15 protein-coding genes are annotated in these 19,334 nt (G+C 60.9%); 12 read left to right on the top strand and 3 right to left on the bottom strand.

Features of this window, described 5'->3' with window-relative positions; translation table 11 throughout:
• The first annotated feature begins 16 nt into the window (after nt 1-16).
• The 11 genes from nuoK to AC0C6X_RS10160 all read left to right on the top strand — a co-directional run bounded on the left by nuoK (nt 17) and on the right by AC0C6X_RS10160 (nt 12,735).
• Nucleotides 17-325, top strand: a complete 309-nt coding sequence (nuoK, locus tag AC0C6X_RS10210) for an NADH-quinone oxidoreductase subunit NuoK (RefSeq protein ID WP_025426592.1) — start codon at nt 17-19, stop codon at nt 323-325.
• Nucleotides 326-332: 7 nt separating this feature from the next.
• Nucleotides 333-2,324 carry an NADH-quinone oxidoreductase subunit L gene (nuoL, locus tag AC0C6X_RS10205; RefSeq protein ID WP_472952941.1) on the top strand — a complete coding sequence of 664 codons (1,992 nt, stop codon included), beginning with the start codon at nt 333-335 and terminating at the stop codon, nt 2,322-2,324.
• Nucleotides 2,324-3,835, top strand: a complete 1,512-nt coding sequence (locus AC0C6X_RS10200; protein ID WP_173516186.1) for an NADH-quinone oxidoreductase subunit M — start codon at nt 2,324-2,326, stop codon at nt 3,833-3,835. The genes nuoL and AC0C6X_RS10200 overlap by 1 nt, the downstream gene beginning before the upstream one ends.
• Nucleotides 3,836-3,854: 19 nt before the next feature.
• Complete coding sequence (nuoN, locus tag AC0C6X_RS10195) at nt 3,855-5,297, top strand: NADH-quinone oxidoreductase subunit NuoN (RefSeq protein ID WP_472952939.1); 1,443 nt, start codon at nt 3,855-3,857, stop codon at nt 5,295-5,297.
• Nucleotides 5,297-6,061 (top strand): biotin--[acetyl-CoA-carboxylase] ligase, encoded by a 765-nt coding sequence (locus AC0C6X_RS10190; protein ID WP_472953154.1) that lies wholly within the window; start codon nt 5,297-5,299, stop codon nt 6,059-6,061. Before nuoN ends, AC0C6X_RS10190 begins: the two co-directional genes overlap by 1 nt.
• Nucleotides 6,062-6,087: 26 nt before the next feature.
• Nucleotides 6,088-7,755 carry a ribonuclease J gene (locus tag AC0C6X_RS10185; protein ID WP_247957757.1) on the top strand — a complete coding sequence of 556 codons (1,668 nt, stop codon included), beginning with the start codon at nt 6,088-6,090 and terminating at the stop codon, nt 7,753-7,755.
• A 64-nt stretch (nt 7,756-7,819) separates the two neighbouring features.
• Complete coding sequence (gene mce, locus AC0C6X_RS10180; RefSeq protein ID WP_173516189.1) at nt 7,820-8,224, top strand: methylmalonyl-CoA epimerase; 405 nt, start codon at nt 7,820-7,822, stop codon at nt 8,222-8,224.
• Between the two features lie 127 nt (nt 8,225-8,351).
• A complete protein-coding gene (locus tag AC0C6X_RS10175; RefSeq protein ID WP_247957756.1) occupies nt 8,352-8,621 on the top strand; it encodes a DUF1467 family protein in 270 nt (89 codons plus the stop codon).
• A gap of 752 nt (nt 8,622-9,373) precedes the next feature.
• A complete protein-coding gene (proS, locus tag AC0C6X_RS10170) occupies nt 9,374-10,702 on the top strand; it encodes a proline--tRNA ligase (protein WP_173516191.1) in 1,329 nt (442 codons plus the stop codon).
• A 19-nt stretch (nt 10,703-10,721) separates the two neighbouring features.
• Nucleotides 10,722-12,032: a lipoprotein-releasing ABC transporter permease subunit gene (locus AC0C6X_RS10165; protein WP_173516192.1), complete on the top strand. Its 1,311-nt coding sequence runs from the start codon at nt 10,722-10,724 to the stop codon at nt 12,030-12,032.
• Nucleotides 12,033-12,048: 16 nt separating this feature from the next.
• Nucleotides 12,049-12,735 carry an ABC transporter ATP-binding protein gene (locus tag AC0C6X_RS10160; protein ID WP_247957755.1) on the top strand — a complete coding sequence of 229 codons (687 nt, stop codon included), beginning with the start codon at nt 12,049-12,051 and terminating at the stop codon, nt 12,733-12,735.
• Nucleotides 12,736-12,878: 143 nt separating this feature from the next.
• On the opposite strand, the gene AC0C6X_RS10155 is transcribed toward AC0C6X_RS10160, so the two are convergent.
• Together AC0C6X_RS10155 and AC0C6X_RS10150 are read right to left on the bottom strand one after the other, a co-directional pair.
• Nucleotides 12,879-13,346, bottom strand: coding sequence for a DUF5680 domain-containing protein (locus tag AC0C6X_RS10155; RefSeq protein WP_173516194.1), 468 nt, complete (start codon nt 13,344-13,346; stop codon nt 12,879-12,881).
• 80 nt (nt 13,347-13,426) lie between these two features.
• The gene (locus AC0C6X_RS10150; protein WP_173516195.1) at nt 13,427-13,999 is read right to left on the bottom strand and encodes an FG-GAP repeat protein; all 573 of its coding nucleotides are present in this window, start codon (nt 13,997-13,999) and stop codon (nt 13,427-13,429) included.
• Nucleotides 14,000-14,414: 415 nt separating this feature from the next.
• Between AC0C6X_RS10150 and dnaE the strand changes: the two genes are divergently transcribed.
• Entirely contained in the window at nt 14,415-17,912 is a 3,498-nt protein-coding gene (gene dnaE / locus AC0C6X_RS10145; RefSeq protein ID WP_472952935.1) for a DNA polymerase III subunit alpha, read from the top strand.
• A gap of 98 nt (nt 17,913-18,010) precedes the next feature.
• Here the strand turns inward: dnaE and AC0C6X_RS10140 are convergent, their stop codons facing one another.
• Complete coding sequence (locus tag AC0C6X_RS10140; RefSeq protein WP_472952934.1) at nt 18,011-19,243, bottom strand: L,D-transpeptidase family protein; 1,233 nt, start codon at nt 19,241-19,243, stop codon at nt 18,011-18,013.
• Between the last annotated feature and the right edge of the window lie 91 nt (nt 19,244-19,334).

The following is a 19,334-nucleotide window of genomic DNA, read 5'->3' as shown; positions in this document are numbered from 1 at the left end:
GATCGAGGAACAAAAAATGGAAATCGGAATTTCCCACTATCTCACCGTCAGCGCCATCCTGTTCACGCTGGGCGTCTTCGGCATCTTCCTGAACCGGAAGAACGTCATCGTCATCCTGATGTCGGTCGAACTCATTCTTCTCGCGGTCAACATCAACATGGTTGCCTTCTCGTCGTTCCTGAACGACATCACGGGCCAGGTCTTCGCCCTGTTCATCCTGACCGTCGCGGCTGCGGAAGCGGCCATTGGACTTGCAATTCTCGTCGTCTTCTACCGCAACCGCGGCTCGATCGCCGTCGAAGACGTCAACATGATGAAGGGCTGATTGGGCTATGGATACCATCATCAAGGCTATCGTCTTCCTGCCTTTGATCGGCTTTCTGATCGCCGGCCTCTTCGGCACTTCGATCGGCGCCAAGGCCTCGGAATATGTCACCAGCGGGCTGATGCTGATTGCGCTCGCTCTGTCGTGGTATGTCTTCTTCGACGTCGCTTTGGGCGAGCAGGAGATGATCAAGGTGTCGGTGCTGCGCTGGATCCAATCCGGCAGCTTCGACGTCGAGTGGGGGTTTCGTGTCGATACGCTGACGGCGGTCATGTTCGTCGTGGTCAACACGGTGTCGACGTTGGTGCATATCTATTCGATCGGATACATGCACCACGATCCGCACCGTCCGCGCTTCTTTGCCTACCTGTCGCTTTTCACCTTCGCGATGCTCATGCTCATCACGTCGAACAACCTGGTGCAGATGTTCTTCGGCTGGGAAGGCGTGGGTCTGGCATCCTACCTGCTGATCGGCTTCTGGTATAAGAAGCCGTCGGCGAATGCCGCGGCGATCAAGGCCTTCATCGTCAACCGCGTCGGTGACTTCGGCTTCTCGCTCGGCATCTTCCTCGTCTTCGTGCTGTTCGGCTCGGTCAACTTCGAGACGATCTTCGCTGCCGCCCAGACCTATCTGCCGGCCGAGGGCGCTGCAGCAGGGGAGGCGGTTGTCACCCTGTTCGGCATGCACCTCGAAAAGGCTGACGCGATCACGGCTGCCTGCCTGCTGCTGTTCATGGGCGCCATGGGCAAGTCGGCACAATTCCTGCTGCACACCTGGCTTCCGGACGCGATGGAGGGCCCGACCCCGGTTTCGGCTCTTATCCATGCCGCAACCATGGTCACCGCCGGCGTCTTCCTCGTCGCCCGCATGTCGCCGCTCTTCGAACTGTCACCGGATGCACTGACCGTCGTCACGATCATCGGTGCGATCACGGCCTTCTTCGCAGCGACTGTCGGTCTCGTTCAGAACGACATCAAGCGCGTCATCGCCTACTCGACCTGTTCGCAGCTCGGCTACATGTTCGTGGCACTGGGCGTCGGCGCCTATGGCGCTGCCATCTTCCACCTATTCACGCACGCCTTCTTCAAGGCGCTGCTGTTCTTGGGGGCCGGTTCGGTCATCCACGCCGTCGATGGCGAGCAGGACATGCGTTATATGGGCGGCCTCAGGCCGCACATTAAAGTCACCTACTGGATGATGTTCATCGGCACGATCGCGCTGACCGGTGTGGGCATTCCGGGCGTTATCGGCACGGCGGGCTTCTACTCGAAGGATGCGATCATCGAGTCGACCTTTGCGTCGCACAGCGCTGTTTCCGGCTTCGCCTTCGCGCTGCTGGTGATCGCTGCACTGTTCACAAGCTTCTATTCGTGGCGCCTCACCTTCATGACATTCCACGGCAAGCCGCGTGCGTCGTCGGATGTCATGCATCACGTCCATGAATCGCCGCAGGTCATGCTGGTTCCACTCTATATTCTGGGCATCGGAGCACTTGCCGCTGGCTATTTCTTCCACGACCACTTCTTCGGCGAGGGCTATGCAGAGTTCTGGAAGGGTGCGCTTTTCACGTCTGCTGAAAACGAAATCCTCCATGAGTACCACCACGTTCCGCTGTGGGTTAAGTGGAGCCCGTTCTGCGCCATGGCGCTCGGCCTCTTCACGGCCTGGTACATGTATATCCGCCGGCCGGAACTGCCGAAGTACCTGGCGGAGCAGCATCGTGGCCTCTACCAGTTCCTGCTGAACAAGTGGTACTTCGACGAGCTTTACGATCTGCTGTTCGTACGCTCGGCCAAGTGGCTCGGCACATTCCTCTGGAAGGAAGGCGATGGCCGCGTGATCGACGGCTACGGCCCGAACGGCGTTGCCGCGCGCGTGCTGAATGTCACTGACCGCGTTGTCCGCCTGCAGACTGGTTACCTCTATCACTACGCGTTCGCGATGCTGATCGGCATTGCCGCGCTCGTTACTTGGATGATGTTCAGGAGTTCCTTCTGATGACCGATTGGCCCGTACTTTCCGCGGTCACCTTCATGCCGCTCGTCGGCGTCCTGCTTCTCTTGCTGACAAGGGAAGACAGCGCTTACGGCCGCCGGAACATCCTGAACGTATCGCTGCTGACGACGATCTTCACGCTCGCCGTGTCGGTCTATATCTGGTACCAGTTCGACGCCTCGAATCCGGGCTTCCAGATGATCGAAAAGCACGAGTGGCTCGGCACCGGCATTTCCTATCATCTCGGCGTCGACGGTATTTCGGTACTTTTCGTCGTGCTTTCGGCCTTCCTCATGCCCTTCTGCGTGCTTGCAAGCTGGTTGACGATCGAGAAGCGGCTCAAGGCATACATGATCGCCTTTCTCGTGCTGGAAACGTTCATGATCGGCGTCTTCGTGTCGCTCGATATCGTGCTCTTCTACGTATTCTTCGAAGCCGGCCTGATCCCGATGTTCATCATCATCGGTGTCTGGGGCGGTAAGGACCGCGTCTACGCCAGCTACAAGTTCTTCCTCTACACGCTGCTCGGCTCGGTGCTGATGCTGCTCGCGATCATGGCGATGTACTGGCAGGCCGGTACGACCGACATCCCGCAGCTGATCGCCTACAACTTCCCGCGCCAGATGCAGACCTGGCTTTGGCTCGCCTTCTTCGCCTCCTTCGCGGTGAAGATGCCGATGTGGCCGGTCCACACCTGGCTTCCGGACGCGCACGTTCAGGCGCCGACCGCTGGCTCGGTCATTCTGGCAGGCATCCTCCTGAAGCTCGGCGGTTACGGCTTCCTGCGCTTCTCGTTGCCGATGTTCCCGCTGGCATCGGACTATTTCGCGCCGTTCGTCTTCACGCTTTCCATCGTCGCCATCATCTACACCTCGCTGGTCGCGATGATGCAGACGGACATCAAGAAGCTGATCGCCTATTCGTCGGTTGCACATATGGGCTACGTGACGATGGGTATCTTCGCCGCCAACACCCAGGGCGTGCAGGGTGCGATCTTCCAGATGCTGTCGCACGGCATCGTCTCCGGCGCGCTCTTCCTCTGCGTCGGCGTCGTTTATGACCGTCTGCACACCCGCGAGATCGTGGCCTATGGCGGCCTGGTCAACAATATGCCGAAATACGCCGTCGCCTTCATGGTCTTCACCATGGCCAACGTCGGCCTTCCGGGAACCTCCGGCTTCGTCGGCGAAGTCCTGACCCTCGTCGGCGCGTTCCGTGCCAACACCTGGGTTGCGCTCTTCGCGACGTCGGGCGTCATCCTCTCGGCCGCCTATGCTCTCTGGCTCTATCGCCGGGTGATCTTCGGTGCGCTGGAAAAGGAAAGCCTGAAGGCGCTGCTCGACCTGTCACCGCGCGAAAAGGCCATTCTTTATCCGCTAGTGATCCTGACGATCTTCTTCGGCGTCTACCCGGCACCGATCTTCGATGCGACCGCGGCTTCCGTGGATCTGCTCGTCAACAACTACTCCGCAGCCCTGCAGGCAGCGCAAAACGTTGCGCTTTCGGTGCAATGACCACAGGACGTGATTGGACATGACTGCTGAAACCCTCCTTGCAAGCCTGCAACTCTCGATCCCCGAGTTGATCCTCGCGGTCGGCGCGATGGCGTTGCTGATGATCGGCGTATTTGCCGGCGAAAAGTCGGCTTCGACCGTCACCGGCCTCGCGGTTGCCGTTCTGATCATCGCCGGCCTCTGGCTCGTTCTGAAAACCGGTGAAGGCGAAGCCTATGGCGGCGCCTTCCTGTCGGATCCCTTCGCCAAGTTCATGAAGGTGCTTGCGTTGATCGGTTCGATCACGGCGATGGTGATGACCGTCGGTCACGCGCGTTCCGCCCAGATCGATCGCTTCGAGTTCCCGGTGCTTCTGGTGCTGGCGACGCTCGGCATGCTGCTGATGATCTCGGCCAACGACCTCATCTCGCTCTATCTCTCGCTGGAACTGCAGTCGCTTGCGCTCTATGTCGTCGCCGCCATCAACCGCGACAGTATCCGTTCGACCGAAGCCGGCCTCAAGTACTTCGTGCTCGGTGCGCTTTCTTCAGGCATGCTGCTCTATGGCATGTCGCTGATCTACGGCTTCACCGGTCATACCGGCTTTACCCAGATCGCCGCTGCGCTGACGGCGGAAGGCCGCTCGCTCGGCCTGATCTTCGGTCTCGTCTTCGTGCTCGCCGGTCTCGCTTTCAAGATCTCGGCCGTGCCGTTCCACATGTGGACGCCGGACGTCTACGAAGGCGCACCGACACCGGTCACCGCCTTCTTCGCGGCAGCGCCGAAGGTCGCCGCGATGGCGATCCTCGTGCGTCTCGTCATCAATGCCTTCGAGCCCGTGGTTGCCGACTGGCAGCAGATCATAGTCTTCATCTCGATCGCTTCGATGCTGCTGGGCGCCTTCGCGGCGATCGGCCAGAAGAACATCAAGCGCCTGATGGCCTATTCCTCGATCGGTCACATGGGTTACGCGCTGGTCGGCCTTGCTGCCGGCTCAATGGCGGGCGTTCGCGGCGTGCTGCTCTACATGCTCATCTACATGGTCATGACGCTCGGCACCTTCGCCTGCATCCTGGCGATGCGGCGCAAAGAAGGCGAAAACGTCGAGAACATCGACGATCTCGCCGGCCTGTCGCAGACGAACCCCTTCATGGCGACCGTACTAACAGTCCTGATGTTCTCGCTCGCCGGCATTCCGCCGATGGCAGGCTTCTTCGGGAAGTACTTCGTCTTCATGGCGGCGATCGAAGCGCAGCTCTATGCACTCGCCATCATCGGCGTGCTCGCATCCGTTGTCGGGGCCTACTATTACCTGCGCGTCATCAAGGTGATGTGGTTCGATGATGCCAAGGGCGAGTTTGCCCGTACGGCCGGCGAACTGAAGCTGGTGTTCGGCCTCTCGGGCCTGTTCGTCATCGGATACGTCCTGATCGGCGGTCCGCTTGGAAGCGCTGCCGAGGCCGCGGCGCGGACCTTCTTTTGATCGCCCTTGAAAGCGGTAGCCGGATATCGCCCGACGATTTCCGGCATGTCGCTCTCGATGCGGTCGGATCGACAAACAGCGAATGCCTGGCGCGTGCGCGCCAGGGCGACCCGGGCAATCTCTGGGTCACGGCTGTCAGGCAGACCGGCGGTCGCGGCCGCCGCGGCCGCGCCTGGTTTTCGGAACCAGGCAACCTCTATGCATCGCTTCTCCTGATCGATCCCGCACCAATCGAGCAACTGCATTCTCTGCCGCTCGCCGTTGCCGTCGCCGTGCACCGGGCAATCCGCCAGGTGATGCCGCCGGGTGCGGCACCGGTGGAGATCAAGTGGCCAAACGACATTCTCATCGACGGGAAAAAGACCTGCGGCATCCTGCTCGAAGGTGAGGCGCTTCCGGACGGGCGCCAGGCCCTGGTCATTGGCTGCGGCATCAATATTGCCGTCCAGCCCGACGAGGCCCTCTATCCCGTTACCTCGTTGAGGAAGGAAGGCGCTTCGGTTTCTCCGGACGAACTTTTCGCGCGGCTGTTCGTGACGATGGCGGAGACGCTGTCGCTATGGGAGCGCGGTGCGGGGATTGCAAAGACCATCGAGCAATGGCGGGCGGCCGCCCGCGGCATCGGTGAGACGATTACAGTGAACCTGCCGGACCGGTCGCTTTCGGGCCGCTTTGCCGGTATTGATGAGACCGGACGGTTGATGCTCGATACCGGGTCAGGCACGATGCAGGCGATTGCAGCCGGCGACGTATTTTTCGGATAATTTCTAGAACAAGGGCGCATTACAATATGGCGCAGGACGAAGAACTGGTGTTCTTGCCGCTTGGCGGCGTCGGCGAAATCGGCATGAACCTCGGCCTTTACGGCTACGGGCGGCCCGGAAACCGCCAGTGGATCATGGTCGATTGCGGCGTGACGTTCCCGGGGCCCGAGCTTCCCGGCGTCGAACTGGTTTTGCCCGACATCGGGTTTCTCGCCGAGGAACGGCGCAATCTCAAGGCGATCATTATCACCCACGCCCATGAGGACCATTATGGCGGCCTGAACGATTTGTGGCCAGGCCTCAACGTTCCGGTCTATGCCTCGCCGTTCACGGCAGGCATGCTGGAGGCCAAGCGCGATTTCGAAAAGAGCCGCGGCGAAATCCCGGTGACGATCTTCAAGCAGGGCGACCGCATCAATGTCGGCCCGTTCGAGATCGAAGCCGTCGGCGTCAACCATTCGATCCCCGAGCCGATGTCGCTGATCATCCGCACGCCGCTCGGCACCGTCGTTCATACCGGCGACTGGAAGATCGACCTGCATCCATCGCTCGGGCCCCTGACCGACGAAACGCGTTTCCGTCAGATCGGCGATGAAGGCGTGTTGGCGCTCATCTGCGATTCAACCAATGCCATGCGCGACGGCGTTTCGCCGTCGGAACAGGAAGTCTCCGAGAGCCTGTCGAAGATCATCGCCAACGCCGAGGGCCGGGTTGCGATCACCACCTTTTCGTCGAATGTCGGACGCATCCGCTCGATCGCCGAGGCCGCGGAAGAGGCGGGGCGGGATGTCCTCTTGCTCGGCAGCTCGATGCGCCGCGTCGTTGCCGTTGCTCAGGATCTCGGGTTGATGGAAGGCATCAAGCCGTTCCTCGCCGAAGACGAGTTCGGCTACGTGCCACGCGACAAGGTCGTGGTTATCCTGACCGGCAGCCAGGGCGAACCGCGGGCAGCGCTCGCCAAGATCGCGCGCGACGAGATGCGCAACGTTGCTTTCTCCGCCGGCGACACCGTAGTCTTCTCCTCACGCACGATCCCCGGCAACGAGAAGGCGATCAACGACATCAAGAATGGCCTGGTCGAACAGGGCATCCACATCATCACCGACAGTGAAGCCCTGGTGCACGTATCGGGTCACCCCCGCCGTACCGAACTGCAGCAGATGTATCAGTGGCTGCGCCCGCAGATACTTGTCCCGGTTCATGGCGAAGCTGCGCATCTGACGGCCCATGCCGAGCTCGGGCAGCAGTCGGGCATTGCCAGTGTTCCGCGCCTTCGGAATGGCGAAATGCTGCGCCTTGCCCCCGGCCCGGCCGAGGTCATCGACGAAGCGCCGCATGGCCGCATCTACAAGGACGGCAACCTCATCGGCGATTTTGAAGAAATGGGCATCGGCGAGCGCCGCAAGCTCTCTTTCGCCGGACACGTCGCCGTCAACGTCGTTCTCGACGGTCGCTACGATTTCCTCGGCGACCCGGATATCGTTGCGATCGGTCTCCCGGAGTTCGATGACGAGGGTGAAGACATGGAGGACACCCTCTATGACGCAATCCTCGGTGCGGTCGAGAGTATTCCGAGGGCAAAGCGCAAGGACCTGGCAATGTTGCAGGAGGCGGTTCGCCGGGCCGTTCGCAGCACAGCCAACCAGACCTGGGGCAAGAAGCCGATTGTAACGGTGTTTGTCACCAAAGTCTGATTGGCGGTCGTCCAGCGGCGATGTAAGCGGGACCGGTAAAGGACGTCATAGCGGGAGGATCGCAATGCTCGGAAGAGTGAACCATATCGCCATCGCCGTGCCGGATCTTGGCTCCGCCGTCGAAAGCTACCGCTCGACGCTCGGTGCATCCGTCACCGAGCCGCAGGCGTTGCCGGAACACGGCGTAACCGTCGTGTTCGTCACGCTGGCCAACACCAAGGTCGAGCTTCTGGAGCCGCTCGGCGAAGGCTCGCCGATCGCTGCCTTCCTGGCGAAGAACCCTTCGGGTGGAATGCACCACATCTGCTACGAAGTGGAGAACATCCTCGCGGCGCGTGACGCGCTGCGGGCGGCCGGGGCTCGGGTTCTGGGAGACGGGGAGCCGAAAATCGGCGCGCATGGCAAGCCGGTGCTTTTCCTGCACCCCAAGGATTTCCAGGGTACGCTGATCGAACTCGAAGAGGTGTGACAGTTGACCGCGCGATGCACGTTTGTCTGATCGGGCAGGCGGCGCTATAAGGCGGACAGAATGTCGCGGAAGTCGCGGCGAAATGGCCTTTGGCCGTTACGTCGATTGCCTTCACCGGGAGCCGGAAATGCCGCTGTTTTCAACTTTTGCCATCTACTTCATCATCTGGTGGATCACGCTGTTTGCCGTTCTCCCCTTGGGAGTGCGCACGCAGGCGGAAGAAAACAGCGTCGTCCCGGGAAGCGTCGAAAGCGCGCCGGCCAAGTTCAATGCGAAACGGGTCGTGCTTTTGACCACCGCCATCGCCGCCGTCATCCAGATCGCCTGGTATGTCGTCTCGGTCAAACTTGGCTACGGCATCGATTCCATTCCGCGGTTTTACCCGAAATTCTATTGAGAGTTTCCGCGGGAGCGGATGGGCTGAGCGGAGCCGCAGGGCGAGCGAAGATTTTTCAGGATATCGAGGCTGGATTGCGGCGTCGCGATGACGTCCGGCGCGACGCTGTGGCCGGAACCAGAGCAATCACGGGGTTGACTGTCGCCAAATTGACATAGTTCAATTCTTGCTGCTGCTTCGTGATCGCGCTGGATCGCGTAAAGCAAAAAAAAACAAGGCTGAAAGCCTTGTTTTCAAGTTTCGCGTGATCTTTCATCCGTTGCCGGCGGCAGCGACTAAGCGCGCCTAAGATCTTATCCTCCCAAGACTTGACCGCGAAAGTCGGCAAGAATTTAGTCTTCATGCCTGTTTTGTGAGCCGAAATTAGCCCAAACATTAAGCTGTGTCATCCTGTTTTTTTGCATTTTTGCTACAGTTGGGTAAAATATTCCCGTTGACAATTCCTGTCGTAATCTTGTTACTAGCGTGCTCTTTTGACGCAGGCTTTGCGGTCCTTCCCCCTCAAAATCAGCGGCTCCGATCTTTCCGGCGATGGTCTGAGAGCAGGGTTTTCTTCCGCCTGCGAAGCAGCTATGAACGCAAGGCTCCTAAAGGTTCACGCTGGCTTTGCCGGCGATGGATAATGGAGAGCTCGACCCCCGAGAAGCGACGGTCGCCCTTGCCAGTCTATCGGCAAAGAAGGCACCGGAGTTCAACGTCATTTCGCCCGAATCCGCCGATAGTGCGACGTTCATCAAGTTCTGGAACCCGTCATGCGCCTGTCCCGCTTTTTCATGCCCATCCTGAAGGAAAATCCTAAGGAAGCGGAAATCGTTTCCCACCGCCTCATGCTCCGTACGGGCATGATCCGGCAGCAGTCCTCGGGCATCTATACCTGGCTGCCACTGGGCAAGCGCGTCCTCGACAAGGTCAATGCCATCATCCGCGAGGAGCAGAACCGCTCGGGCGCGATCGAACTGTTGATGCCGACGCTGCAGTCCGCAGAGCTCTGGCAGGAAAGCGGCCGCTACGACGCCTACGGCAAGGAGATGCTGCGCATCAAGGATCGCCAGGATCGCCCGATGCTCTACGGTCCGACAAACGAGGAAATGATCACGGACGTCTTCCGCTCCTACGTGAAGTCCTACCGCGATCTGCCGCTCAACCTCTACCACATCCAATTGAAGTTCCGTGACGAGATCCGCCCGCGCTTCGGCACCATGCGCTCGCGCGAGTTCCTGATGAAGGACGCCTATTCCTTCGACCTCGACCGGGAGGGGGCCGAACACGCCTACAACCGCATGTTCGCCGCTTACCTGCGCACCTTCGCGCGCATGGGCCTCCGCGCCATTCCGATGCGTGCCGATACCGGCCCGATCGGCGGCAATCTGAGCCACGAATTCATCATCCTCGCCGACACCGGCGAATCCGAAGTCTTCTGCCACAAGGATTTCCTCGGCTTCGATATCCCCGGCGAAGAAACCAACTTCGATGATGTCGCCGGCCTCAAGGCGATCTTCGACAAGTGGACGTCGCGCTACGCGGCGACATCGGAAATGCACGATGAGGCAGCCTTCGATGCGATTGCCGAGGGCGATCGCATGTCGGCGCGCGGCATCGAAGTCGGCCATATCTTCTATTTCGGCACCAAGTATTCCGAAGCCATGGGCGCCAAGGTTCTCGGCCCCGACGGCAAGGAGCACGCCGTGCACATGGGATCCTACGGCATCGGGCCGACCCGCCTCGTGCCGGCGATCATCGAAGCCTCGCACGACGACAACGGCATCATCTGGCCGAAGTCGATCGCGCCGTTCGACGGCGTCATCATCAACATGAAAGCGGGCGACGCCGCTTGCGACGGAGCCTGCGAGACGCTCTACTCCGAACTCGGCAAGGCAGGATTCGATGCCCTGCTCGACGACACGGACGACCGCGCCGGTGCGAAGTTCGCGACGGCTGACCTGATCGGGGTTCCGGTTCAGATCATCGTCGGTCCGCGTTCGGTCGCCAACGGCGAAGTCGAGGTCAAGGATCGCAAGACCGGTGAGCGCGAGACGATGACCGTGGAAGCTGCGATCAACAAGCTGATCGCAACGAAGTAATGAGGCGAGGGAAGGCAGGATGACCGCCGTGGTGCAAGATCAGGTGCAGGCCGCAGCGCAGCCTGAAAAGTCCTCCAGCCGTCCCTTTTCCGCCTTCGAGCGCATGGTAGCCTGGCGCTATCTGCGCTCCAGGCGCAAGGAAGCCTTCATCTCGGTCATCGCCGGCTTCTCGTTCATCGGCATCATGCTCGGCGTCGCGACGCTGATCATCGTGATGGCGGTGATGAATGGGTTCCGCACCGAGCTCATCTCCCGCATTCTCGGCATCAACGGTCATATGATCGTCCAGCCGATCGACGGACCGCTCAACAATTATGCGGAACTGGCGACCAAGTTCTCGGGCGTCAAGGGCGTCACCATGGCGATCCCGTTGGTCGAGGGCCAGGTCCTGGCCCAGGGCGTCGGCGATAGTTCCACTGGCGCCCTGGTGCGCGGCATCCGCGCCGACGATCTCAGCAAGATGAAGTCGGTTTCCGACCACATCCAGTCGGGTGACATGGTGGGATTTGCCTCCGGCTCCGGCGTGGCGATCGGCTCGCGCATGGCCGAGCAACTCGGCATCCGCGTCGGCGGAACGATCACGCTGACATCGCCCAATGGTGACGTGACGCCGCTCGGCATGAACCCGCGTGTCAAGGCCTATACCGTCTCGGCGATCTACGAGATCGGCATGTCGGAATACGACTCGACGATCATCTTCATGCCGCTCGAAGAGGCGCAGCTCTTCTTCAACGCGGAGGGGCTCGCGCAGTCGATCGAGATCTTCGTCGAGCATCCGGATGTCGTCGACGAACTGCGCCAGCCGATCGAGGATGCCGCGGGACGGCAGATCTTCATCACCGACTGGCGTGATCGCAACAAGACCTTCTTCTCGGCGCTCGAAGTCGAACGCAACGTGATGTTCATGATCCTGACGCTGATCGTGCTGGTCGCGGCGCTGAACATCATCTCGGGCCTGATCATGCTGGTGAAGGACAAGGGCAGCGACATCGCGATTCTCAGAACGATGGGTGCAACTTCGAGCTCGGTGATGCGCATCTTCTTCATGACCGGGGCGGCGATCGGCGTGGCGGGAACGATCGCCGGCGTGGCGCTCGGCGTCGTCGTCTGCCTCAACATCGAATCCATCCGGCAGTTCTTCTCCTGGATCTCGGGAACCACACTCTTCAGTCCGGAACTCTATTTCCTGAGCCAGCTCCCGGCCGATATGAATGCCGATGAGACCGTGCTCGTCGTCGTTATGGCACTCACGCTTTCCTTCCTCGCCACGATCTTCCCGGCCTGGCGTGCCTCGCGCCTCGATCCGGTGCAGGCCCTGCGTTACGAATGACAAGGACATCAACTGAATGAATGCGCGCGTGGCACTGCAGCTTTCCGGCGTCGAGCGACACTACGGGGAAGGCGAAACGTACCTGCCCATCCTCAAGGGTGCGGATTTTACGTTGAGAAGCGGCGAGACGGTTGCGCTGGTCGCGCCTTCGGGAACCGGAAAGTCGACGCTTCTGCACGTCGCCGGCCTCTTGGAGCGCCCCGATGGTGGCGAGGTGCTGGTCAACGGCGTCTCCTGTGGTGGGCTCGACGACGATCGGCGCACGGCGATCCGCCGGAACGAGATCGGTTTCGTCTACCAGTTTCACCACCTGCTTCCCGAATTCTCGGCACTCGAGAACATCATGATGCCGCAGCTGATCGCCGGCCTGCCCAAGGCTGAGGCCGCCGATCGGGCAAGGGCGCTGCTCGACTACATGCGCATCGGTCACCGCGCCGACCATCGCCCGGCGGAACTTTCCGGCGGCGAGCAGCAGCGCGTCGCGATTGCGCGTGCCGTCGCCAATGTGCCGCTCGTGCTTCTTGCGGACGAGCCGACGGGCAATCTCGACCCGGAAACCGCCGGCTATGTCTTCGAAGCGCTGGAGGCGCTGGCGCGCCAGTCGGGCCTTGCTGCCCTGATCGCGACGCACAATCATGAGCTTGCCGGCTTGATGGACCGCCGTGTGACGATCGAGGACGGCAAGGTTGTCGAGATGAACTGACCGCGTGGCGGCCGGCCTGTTGATCGTCAGTTGCCTCGCGCTGTCTTTCACCTGTACAGGACAAGCGGGCTCAGCCCGCGTCTTTAGGTTGCCCGGAGCGTCTGCCCTGAGGCTCGATGGACGCGCGTCTTCTGCCCTTGCTCTTAACGCCTGATCAGACCGCCGCGATAGTCGAGTTCGTAAGCTTCCTCGCCATCGACGAAGATGACTTCGTGGCCGGAAAAATGTGCGGTGTCACCACGGCTACTATCGATATAGTAGCCATGCGCATGCCGAAACTCCATGCCGCCGAGGAAGTGCCGCTTTTCCTGATACATCGCCTGCAGCGCAGCCTTGATGACAAGCCCGGCCTTCTCTCCATCGATGAGATCGGGGCGGATGATGCGGCCGAAGTAGTTCATTGCCCAGCGGGGTTCCTCCCCCTGCCAGACGGTCTCCTGTCCGGCAAAGTCAGTCCCACCGAAATAGCTGTCGAGATAGCGCCAGCGATCACGTTCGTAACCGATGTCGTGGGAGCCCGGACGCGAAGAAGCACGCATCATGCCGCCGCCCACATAGGCATTGGCTTTGGCCTCTACGATGAAGTCCGTGAGTCCCTTGAGTTCGGTCATGATCGTTCCCTATCTGTTCCGAACTCAAGATGCCGCAATGCACGAGAGCTGTAAAGAACATAAAGGGAACGAATGGCTGGTTATTGAATGCCGCAAGCCTTCTGCCCGCGATCGTCGTGCCAGTCCTTGAGGAGGACGAGTTCGCCTTTCACGGCAATGGGCTTGTCGTTGGCCTTGCCCTTGCCCGTCAGCACGTTGAGGTCGCATTGGGCGGTGTTGTCGGGGGCGAGCGTATCGTAGGACGAGTAGGTGTAACCTGCGACCACGAAGTCGAAGTTGCGGTATGCCACCGTCAATTTCTGTTCCCAGCGGTCACGGCCTATGGCGTCGTTGTGGCTGGTGATGATCAACGAACCGTTCGGCAACGCCTCGACCGAAGGCGCTTGCCCGGCAAGATCGAACTGACCCCAAATCTTGTTCGGGATGACCGACTTCAAACCGAGCGCGCCGTTGTCGCCTGTGAGGTAAACATAGACGCCGTTGTCGTCGTCGCTGCCCTCGGCGGGCCGCACGATCAGGGCGAGATCCGTATCTCCGTCCTTATCCCAGTCGCCGGTTGCGGCGGAGACAATCCGGGCAGGGTCGATCGTTTCCGTCGCGGAGGCGACCGCCGGAAACAGGAACAGCAAGAGTAGAATCAGGCGTGCATGCATGTCGAAACGCTCCGCTTGGTTGTTCCTCTTGATAGGCGGGCGGGGCGCGTTCCTCAAGCGGCTTCCTTACCGGTTAACCGGCATTCGCCTGCCGTGTTAACCATCGTGAATAGAACGCCTGTGCATCGCTTGACGAGTGAACAAAAATGGAACAAAGTAAAAACATAACGGAAAAGGAGCCATGTTATGACTGATTTTGTTCGTGACCTCGCCGCCTTCGCTTCGATGAGCCTTTTCATCGCAAGCATCTCTTTCATCGCGCTCGGCCTCTGAGGAGCGCTGACATTTCGTCCCACCCACCTCCCAATTTCCGCCCCCGGGATTGAATAAGGGGGATGACGTGTCAGGTGAAACTGGACATGTCGGGTGATAAGCGGGATATCCTGCCGACCGGACAGGAATCAGGGTGCGAACAATGGCAGACGACGGCAAAGCAGCATCGAGCGAGGCGCTTGGTACGGACCCGCAGTTTGTACATCTGCGTGTTCATTCGGCCTTCTCCCTGCTCGAAGGCGCTCTGCCGCTGAAGAAGGTCATCGGCAAGGCGGTTGCCGATAATCAGCCGGCGATCGGGATCGCCGACACCAACAATCTCTTTGCCGCGCTCGAGTTTTCGCAGAAAGCAGCCGGCGATGGACTGCAACCGATTACCGGCTGCCAGCTTTCCATCGACATGGAAGACGAGGCGGATGGCGAACGGCGCGGCCACACGCAACAACTCGCGAAGCTGCCATCAATCGTCCTGATCGCTGCGACGGATGACGGCTACACGCGGCTCGTCGACTTGGTGAGTCGAGCCTATCTCAGCGGCGAGGGCAATCAGGCGACCCGGATCACGCGTTCTTGGCTTGCCGAAAACGGTACGGACGGATTGATCGCGTTGACCGGCGCGTCCGGCGGTCCGGTGGACTTGGCCCTGAAGACTGGCTCGACGGCGCTGGCCGAGGCGCGCCTTGAAACCTTGCATGATCTCTTTGGCGATCGTCTCTATATCGAATTGCAGCGGCACGGAGGCTACGACCGGCGCCACGAGAGCCGGATGATCGACCTTGCCTACAAGTTCGACATTCCCCTTGTTGCCACCAACGAGGCCTTCTTCCCGTCGCCGTCCGACTACGATGCCCATGACGCCCTGATGGCGGTGGCACACAACGCCATGGTTTCGGACGACAGCCGCTTCCGCCTGACGCCGGACCACTATCTCAAGAGCCGCAAGGAAATGGCGGCGCTTTTTGCCGATCTGCCCGAGGCGCTGGAAAACACCGTCGAGATCGCACGGCGCTGCTCCTTCATGCTGAAGACCCGCGGACCGATCCTGCCGCGCTTTACCGGCGCCACCGCGGATCCGGAAGAGGCCGAGCGCGCGGAGGCGGCCGAGTTGCGCCGACAGGCGGAGGAGGGGCTCGAACAGCGTCTCGCCAAGCTTGGCATGGCGCCCGGCTATAGCGAGCAGGAATATCGCGAGCGCCTGGCCTTCGAGCTCAGTGTTATCGAGCGCATGAAGTTTCCCGGTTACTTCCTGATCGTTGCCGACTTCATCAAATGGGCGAAGCAGCACGATATTCCCGTCGGGCCGGGCCGCGGCTCGGGTGCAGGATCACTGGTTGCCTATGCGCTGACGATCACCGACGTCGATCCGATGCGCTTCTCGCTGCTGTTCGAACGCTTCCTCAATCCTGAACGCGTCTCGATGCCCGACTTCGACATCGACTTCTGCCAGGATCGGCGCGAAGAGGTGATCCGTTACGTGCAGCGCAAATATGGCCGCGAGCAGGTGGCGCAGATCATCACCTTCGGTTCGCTGCAGGCGCGCGCCGCACTGCGCGACGTCGGCCGCGTGCTTGAAATGCCCTATGGCCAGGTCGACAAGATCTGCAAGCTGGTGCCGAACAATCCGGCCAATCCGACGCCGCTCTCCAAGGCGATCGAGGAGGAGCCGCGCCTGCAGGAGGAAGCCGAGAAGGAGCCGGTGGTCGCCCGCCTTCTCGATATCGCCCAGAAGATCGAAGGCCTCTACCGTCACGCCTCGACCCACGCCGCCGGCATCGTGATCGGCGACCGGCCGCTGTCGCAGCTCGTACCGATGTATCGCGATCCGCGCTCCGACATGCCGGTCACCCAGTTCAACATGAAGTGGGTGGAACAGGCGGGCCTCGTCAAGTTCGACTTCCTCGGCCTGAAGACGCTCACCGTTCTGAAGGTTGCGGTCGATTTCGTGAAGCAGCGCGGTATCGAAGTCGATCTCGCGAGCATTCCGCTCGACGATCCGAAGACCTACGAAATGCTGTCGCGCGGCGAGACCGTCGGCGTGTTCCAGGTGGAAAGCGCCGGCATGCGCAAGGCGCTGATCGGCATGCGGCCCGACTGCATCGAGGACATCATCGCGCTCGTGGCGCTCTACCGCCCGGGCCCGATGGAGAACATCCCGGTCTACAATGCCCGCAAGCATGGCGAGGAAGAGGTCGAATCGATCCATCCGAAGATCGACCATCTGCTCAAGGAAACGCAGGGCGTTATCGTCTACCAGGAGCAGGTGATGCAGATCGCCCAGGTGCTCTCAGGCTATTCGCTCGGCGAGGCCGATCTTCTGCGCCGCGCCATGGGTAAGAAGATCAAGGAGGAAATGGACAAGCAGCGTGCCCGCTTCGTCGACGGCGCTGTCAAGAATGACGTGTCGAAGCCGCAGGCGGACCTGATTTTCGACCTGCTCGCCAAGTTCGCCAATTACGGCTTCAACAAGTCGCATGCCGCGGCTTATGCGATTGTCTCCTACCAGACCGCCTATATGAAGGCGCACTATCCGGTGGAGTTTCTGGCGGCGTCGATGACGCTCGACATGTCCAACACGGAAAAGGTCAACGACTTCCGCCAGGATGCGAAGCGGCTGGGCATTGAAGTAATCGCGCCATCGGTGCAGACCTCGTTCCGGCATTTCCAGACGGGCGAAAGCCGCATCTATTATTCGCTCGCCGCGATCAAGGGCGTGGGCGAATCCGCGGTCGAGCATATCGTCGAGGTGCGCGGCGACCGCCCCTTCGCGAGTCTCGAGGACTTCTGCCTCAGGATCGACCCCAAGCTTCTCAACCGTCGCGTCTTCGAAAGCCTGATCGCCGCCGGCGCCTTCGATTGCTTCGGCTATGACCGGGCAGAATTGGTCGGCGGGCTCGATCGCATCCTCGGCTTCGCCCAGCGCGCGCAGGAGAACAAGACGAGCGGCCAGAGCGACATGTTCGGGGCAGGGGCAGCAACCGGGCCGGAGCGAATCGCGCTGCCCGCCTACACGCCCTGGCTCGCTTCGGAAAAGCTGCATCGCGAATTCCAGGTGCTGGGCTTCTATCTCTCCGCCCATCCGCTCGACACCTACAATGCGCTGCTCGCCAAGATGCGCGTGCAGACCTTCGGTGATTTCGCCGGCGCGGTGAAAAAGGGGGCAACCGCCGGCCGCTTAGCTGGCACGGTGACCTCGAAGCAGGAGCGCAAGACGCGCACCGGCAACAAGATGGGCATCATCGCCTTTTCGGACTCTTCCGGCCAATTCGAGGCCGTGCTTTTCTCCGAGATGCTGCATCAGTATCGTGACCTCTTGGAGCCGGGCAAATCGCTCGTCATGACCGTTGCCGCCGAAGAACGGCCAGAAGGCATCGGCCTGCGCATCCAGACACTGCGCTCGCTGGAGGAGGAATCGCTGCAGCTGCAGAAGGCGCTGCGCGTCTATGTGCGCGATTCCGGCCCGCTGAAATCGATCGCCTCGCACCTCAACACCAGGGGCGACGGCCTCGTCTCCTTCGTCGTCATCAAGGACAACGGCCAGCGCGAGATCGAGGTGGAACTGAGCGAGAAGTTCCGGATCTCGCCGGAGATCGCTGCAGCGCTGCGCTCGGCGCCGGGTGTCGTCGACGTCGAGTTGGTTTGATCTTTCCCCTTTGTTGAAGCGCAGAACGGACGCGCAGGTTCTTCAAGGCGAGCGGCGACGGCCCGTGGTTGTTTCGCGTTTCCCGTATAGGCCTACGATCAGTCGCCGGGCCGCGCTCGGGTGATGGTGATGAAATCGGTGCCTTGGCCGGTCTCCAGGCCGCTTTCCGTGTCGGCGATCGAGAGCGACGAGCCTTCCGCCAAGAGGCCTTCGACCCGCTTGCGAACATCGTCTGATATCGTCATCCGCGCCAGCGTCCGCTGTATTGCGTTATAGGCGAAGGGATCGGCGTCGATGGAAATGCCGAGCCGCTTCTTCGTCGAGGCAGGCAGGTGGTTCTCGAGCGAAACGCCGAACCATTTGCCTTCAGCGCCTTCTTCTTCATTGTGGCGGAATTGAAGGAAATGCGTTCCCAGCGCTTCCTCCGGCTTGTCGATCGTGAGCCCCGCCTCGAACAGTGGCTTGAAGCCTTGCCGGACGAGGATCTTGCCGTTCTGCGGCGGCATGCGGCCGGCCTTGCGCAACAGCCTGTCGGTCAACTCCGGCGTCAGCTTGCTGTCGCTCTCGATCCCTTCGCTCGTCTGGAAGGCGCGAAGCGCCGCAATCGTCGCCGGTCCTGCGTGGCCGTCGATCGTACCGGGTGCGTATCCGAGGAACTCCAGCGACGCCTGGACTTCACGCATGGCGTCCCGCGCATCGCTGCGGGTGATCAGGATACGGATCGGTTCTGCCGTCGATTTGACTGCGCCCGCCGCTCCACCTGCCGGTTCTGTCATCGCGACTTCGACCGGCGTATCTCCAGCCTGACTGATTGCGGGTCTCAGCGGCACATCGGAAAGCGGCGGCAGGACTTCCGAGGGAGCCGGGCGAAACAGCAGGGCGCTCTTGACCTCTGCAGGCGTTATCTGCCGGTCGGAAATCAGCACGTGCACGCCGCGCTCGGTCATCTTGTAAAGCGAGGCGGCGAAGGCGCTCGGCAGGCGCACGCAGCCATGCGAGGCGGGGTAGTCGGGCACATGGTTGGACCCGTGTAGCGCAATACCCGACCATGTAAGCCGCTGCATGAAGGGCATCGGCGCGTTCGAGTAGATGTTCGACTTGTGATGGCGCCGCTTTTCCAGGATCGAGAAGATGCCGGTCGGCGTCGCATGGCCGGCCTTGCCGGTCGATACGGGCGACGTCGCAATCACGGCGTCGCCGTCATAGACGACGAGCGATTGCTGGTCTTTCGAGACGATGATCTGTAGCGGCCCGCGACTGCCTGCAAACCCGGTGGCCGGTGACAAGAGCAGAGCAACGAAGCTGGCGGTGAGAGCGAAACGCGATACCATACACTCAACCCAACACGTGACTTGGCGAGCGAGCCTAGCCTGCAATCTTTAAAGAATTCATCCAGCCCGTGTGCGTACCACATCAAGGTTG

The organism is Ensifer sp. VA4 (assembly GCF_055710065.1).
The sequence above is the reverse complement of the archived record's forward strand: the minus strand, read 5'-3'. Positions and strand labels throughout refer to the sequence as shown.

What these genes read in the sequence shown, in the direction of transcription:
- nuoK (WP_025426592.1), top strand. Translation starts at nt 17, where the DNA reads ATGGAAATCGGAATTTCCCACTATCTCACCGTCAGCGCCATCCTGTTC.
- AC0C6X_RS10160 (WP_247957755.1), top strand. Translation starts at nt 12,049, where the DNA reads ATGAATGCGCGCGTGGCACTGCAGCTTTCCGGCGTCGAGCGACACTAC.
- AC0C6X_RS10165 (WP_173516192.1), top strand. Translation starts at nt 10,722, where the DNA reads ATGACCGCCGTGGTGCAAGATCAGGTGCAGGCCGCAGCGCAGCCTGAA.
- mce (WP_173516189.1), top strand. Translation starts at nt 7,820, where the DNA reads ATGCTCGGAAGAGTGAACCATATCGCCATCGCCGTGCCGGATCTTGGC.
- AC0C6X_RS10185 (WP_247957757.1), top strand. Translation starts at nt 6,088, where the DNA reads ATGGCGCAGGACGAAGAACTGGTGTTCTTGCCGCTTGGCGGCGTCGGC.
- proS (WP_173516191.1), top strand. Translation starts at nt 9,374, where the DNA reads ATGCGCCTGTCCCGCTTTTTCATGCCCATCCTGAAGGAAAATCCTAAG.
- nuoN (WP_472952939.1), top strand. Translation starts at nt 3,855, where the DNA reads ATGACTGCTGAAACCCTCCTTGCAAGCCTGCAACTCTCGATCCCCGAG.
- AC0C6X_RS10200 (WP_173516186.1), top strand. Translation starts at nt 2,324, where the DNA reads ATGACCGATTGGCCCGTACTTTCCGCGGTCACCTTCATGCCGCTCGTC.
- AC0C6X_RS10150 (WP_173516195.1), bottom strand. Translation starts at nt 13,999, where the DNA reads ATGCATGCACGCCTGATTCTACTCTTGCTGTTCCTGTTTCCGGCGGTC.
- AC0C6X_RS10175 (WP_247957756.1), top strand. Translation starts at nt 8,352, where the DNA reads ATGCCGCTGTTTTCAACTTTTGCCATCTACTTCATCATCTGGTGGATC.
- dnaE (WP_472952935.1), top strand. Translation starts at nt 14,415, where the DNA reads ATGGCAGACGACGGCAAAGCAGCATCGAGCGAGGCGCTTGGTACGGAC.
- AC0C6X_RS10140 (WP_472952934.1), bottom strand. Translation starts at nt 19,243, where the DNA reads ATGGTATCGCGTTTCGCTCTCACCGCCAGCTTCGTTGCTCTGCTCTTG.
- AC0C6X_RS10155 (WP_173516194.1), bottom strand. Translation starts at nt 13,346, where the DNA reads ATGACCGAACTCAAGGGACTCACGGACTTCATCGTAGAGGCCAAAGCC.
- nuoL (WP_472952941.1), top strand. Translation starts at nt 333, where the DNA reads ATGGATACCATCATCAAGGCTATCGTCTTCCTGCCTTTGATCGGCTTT.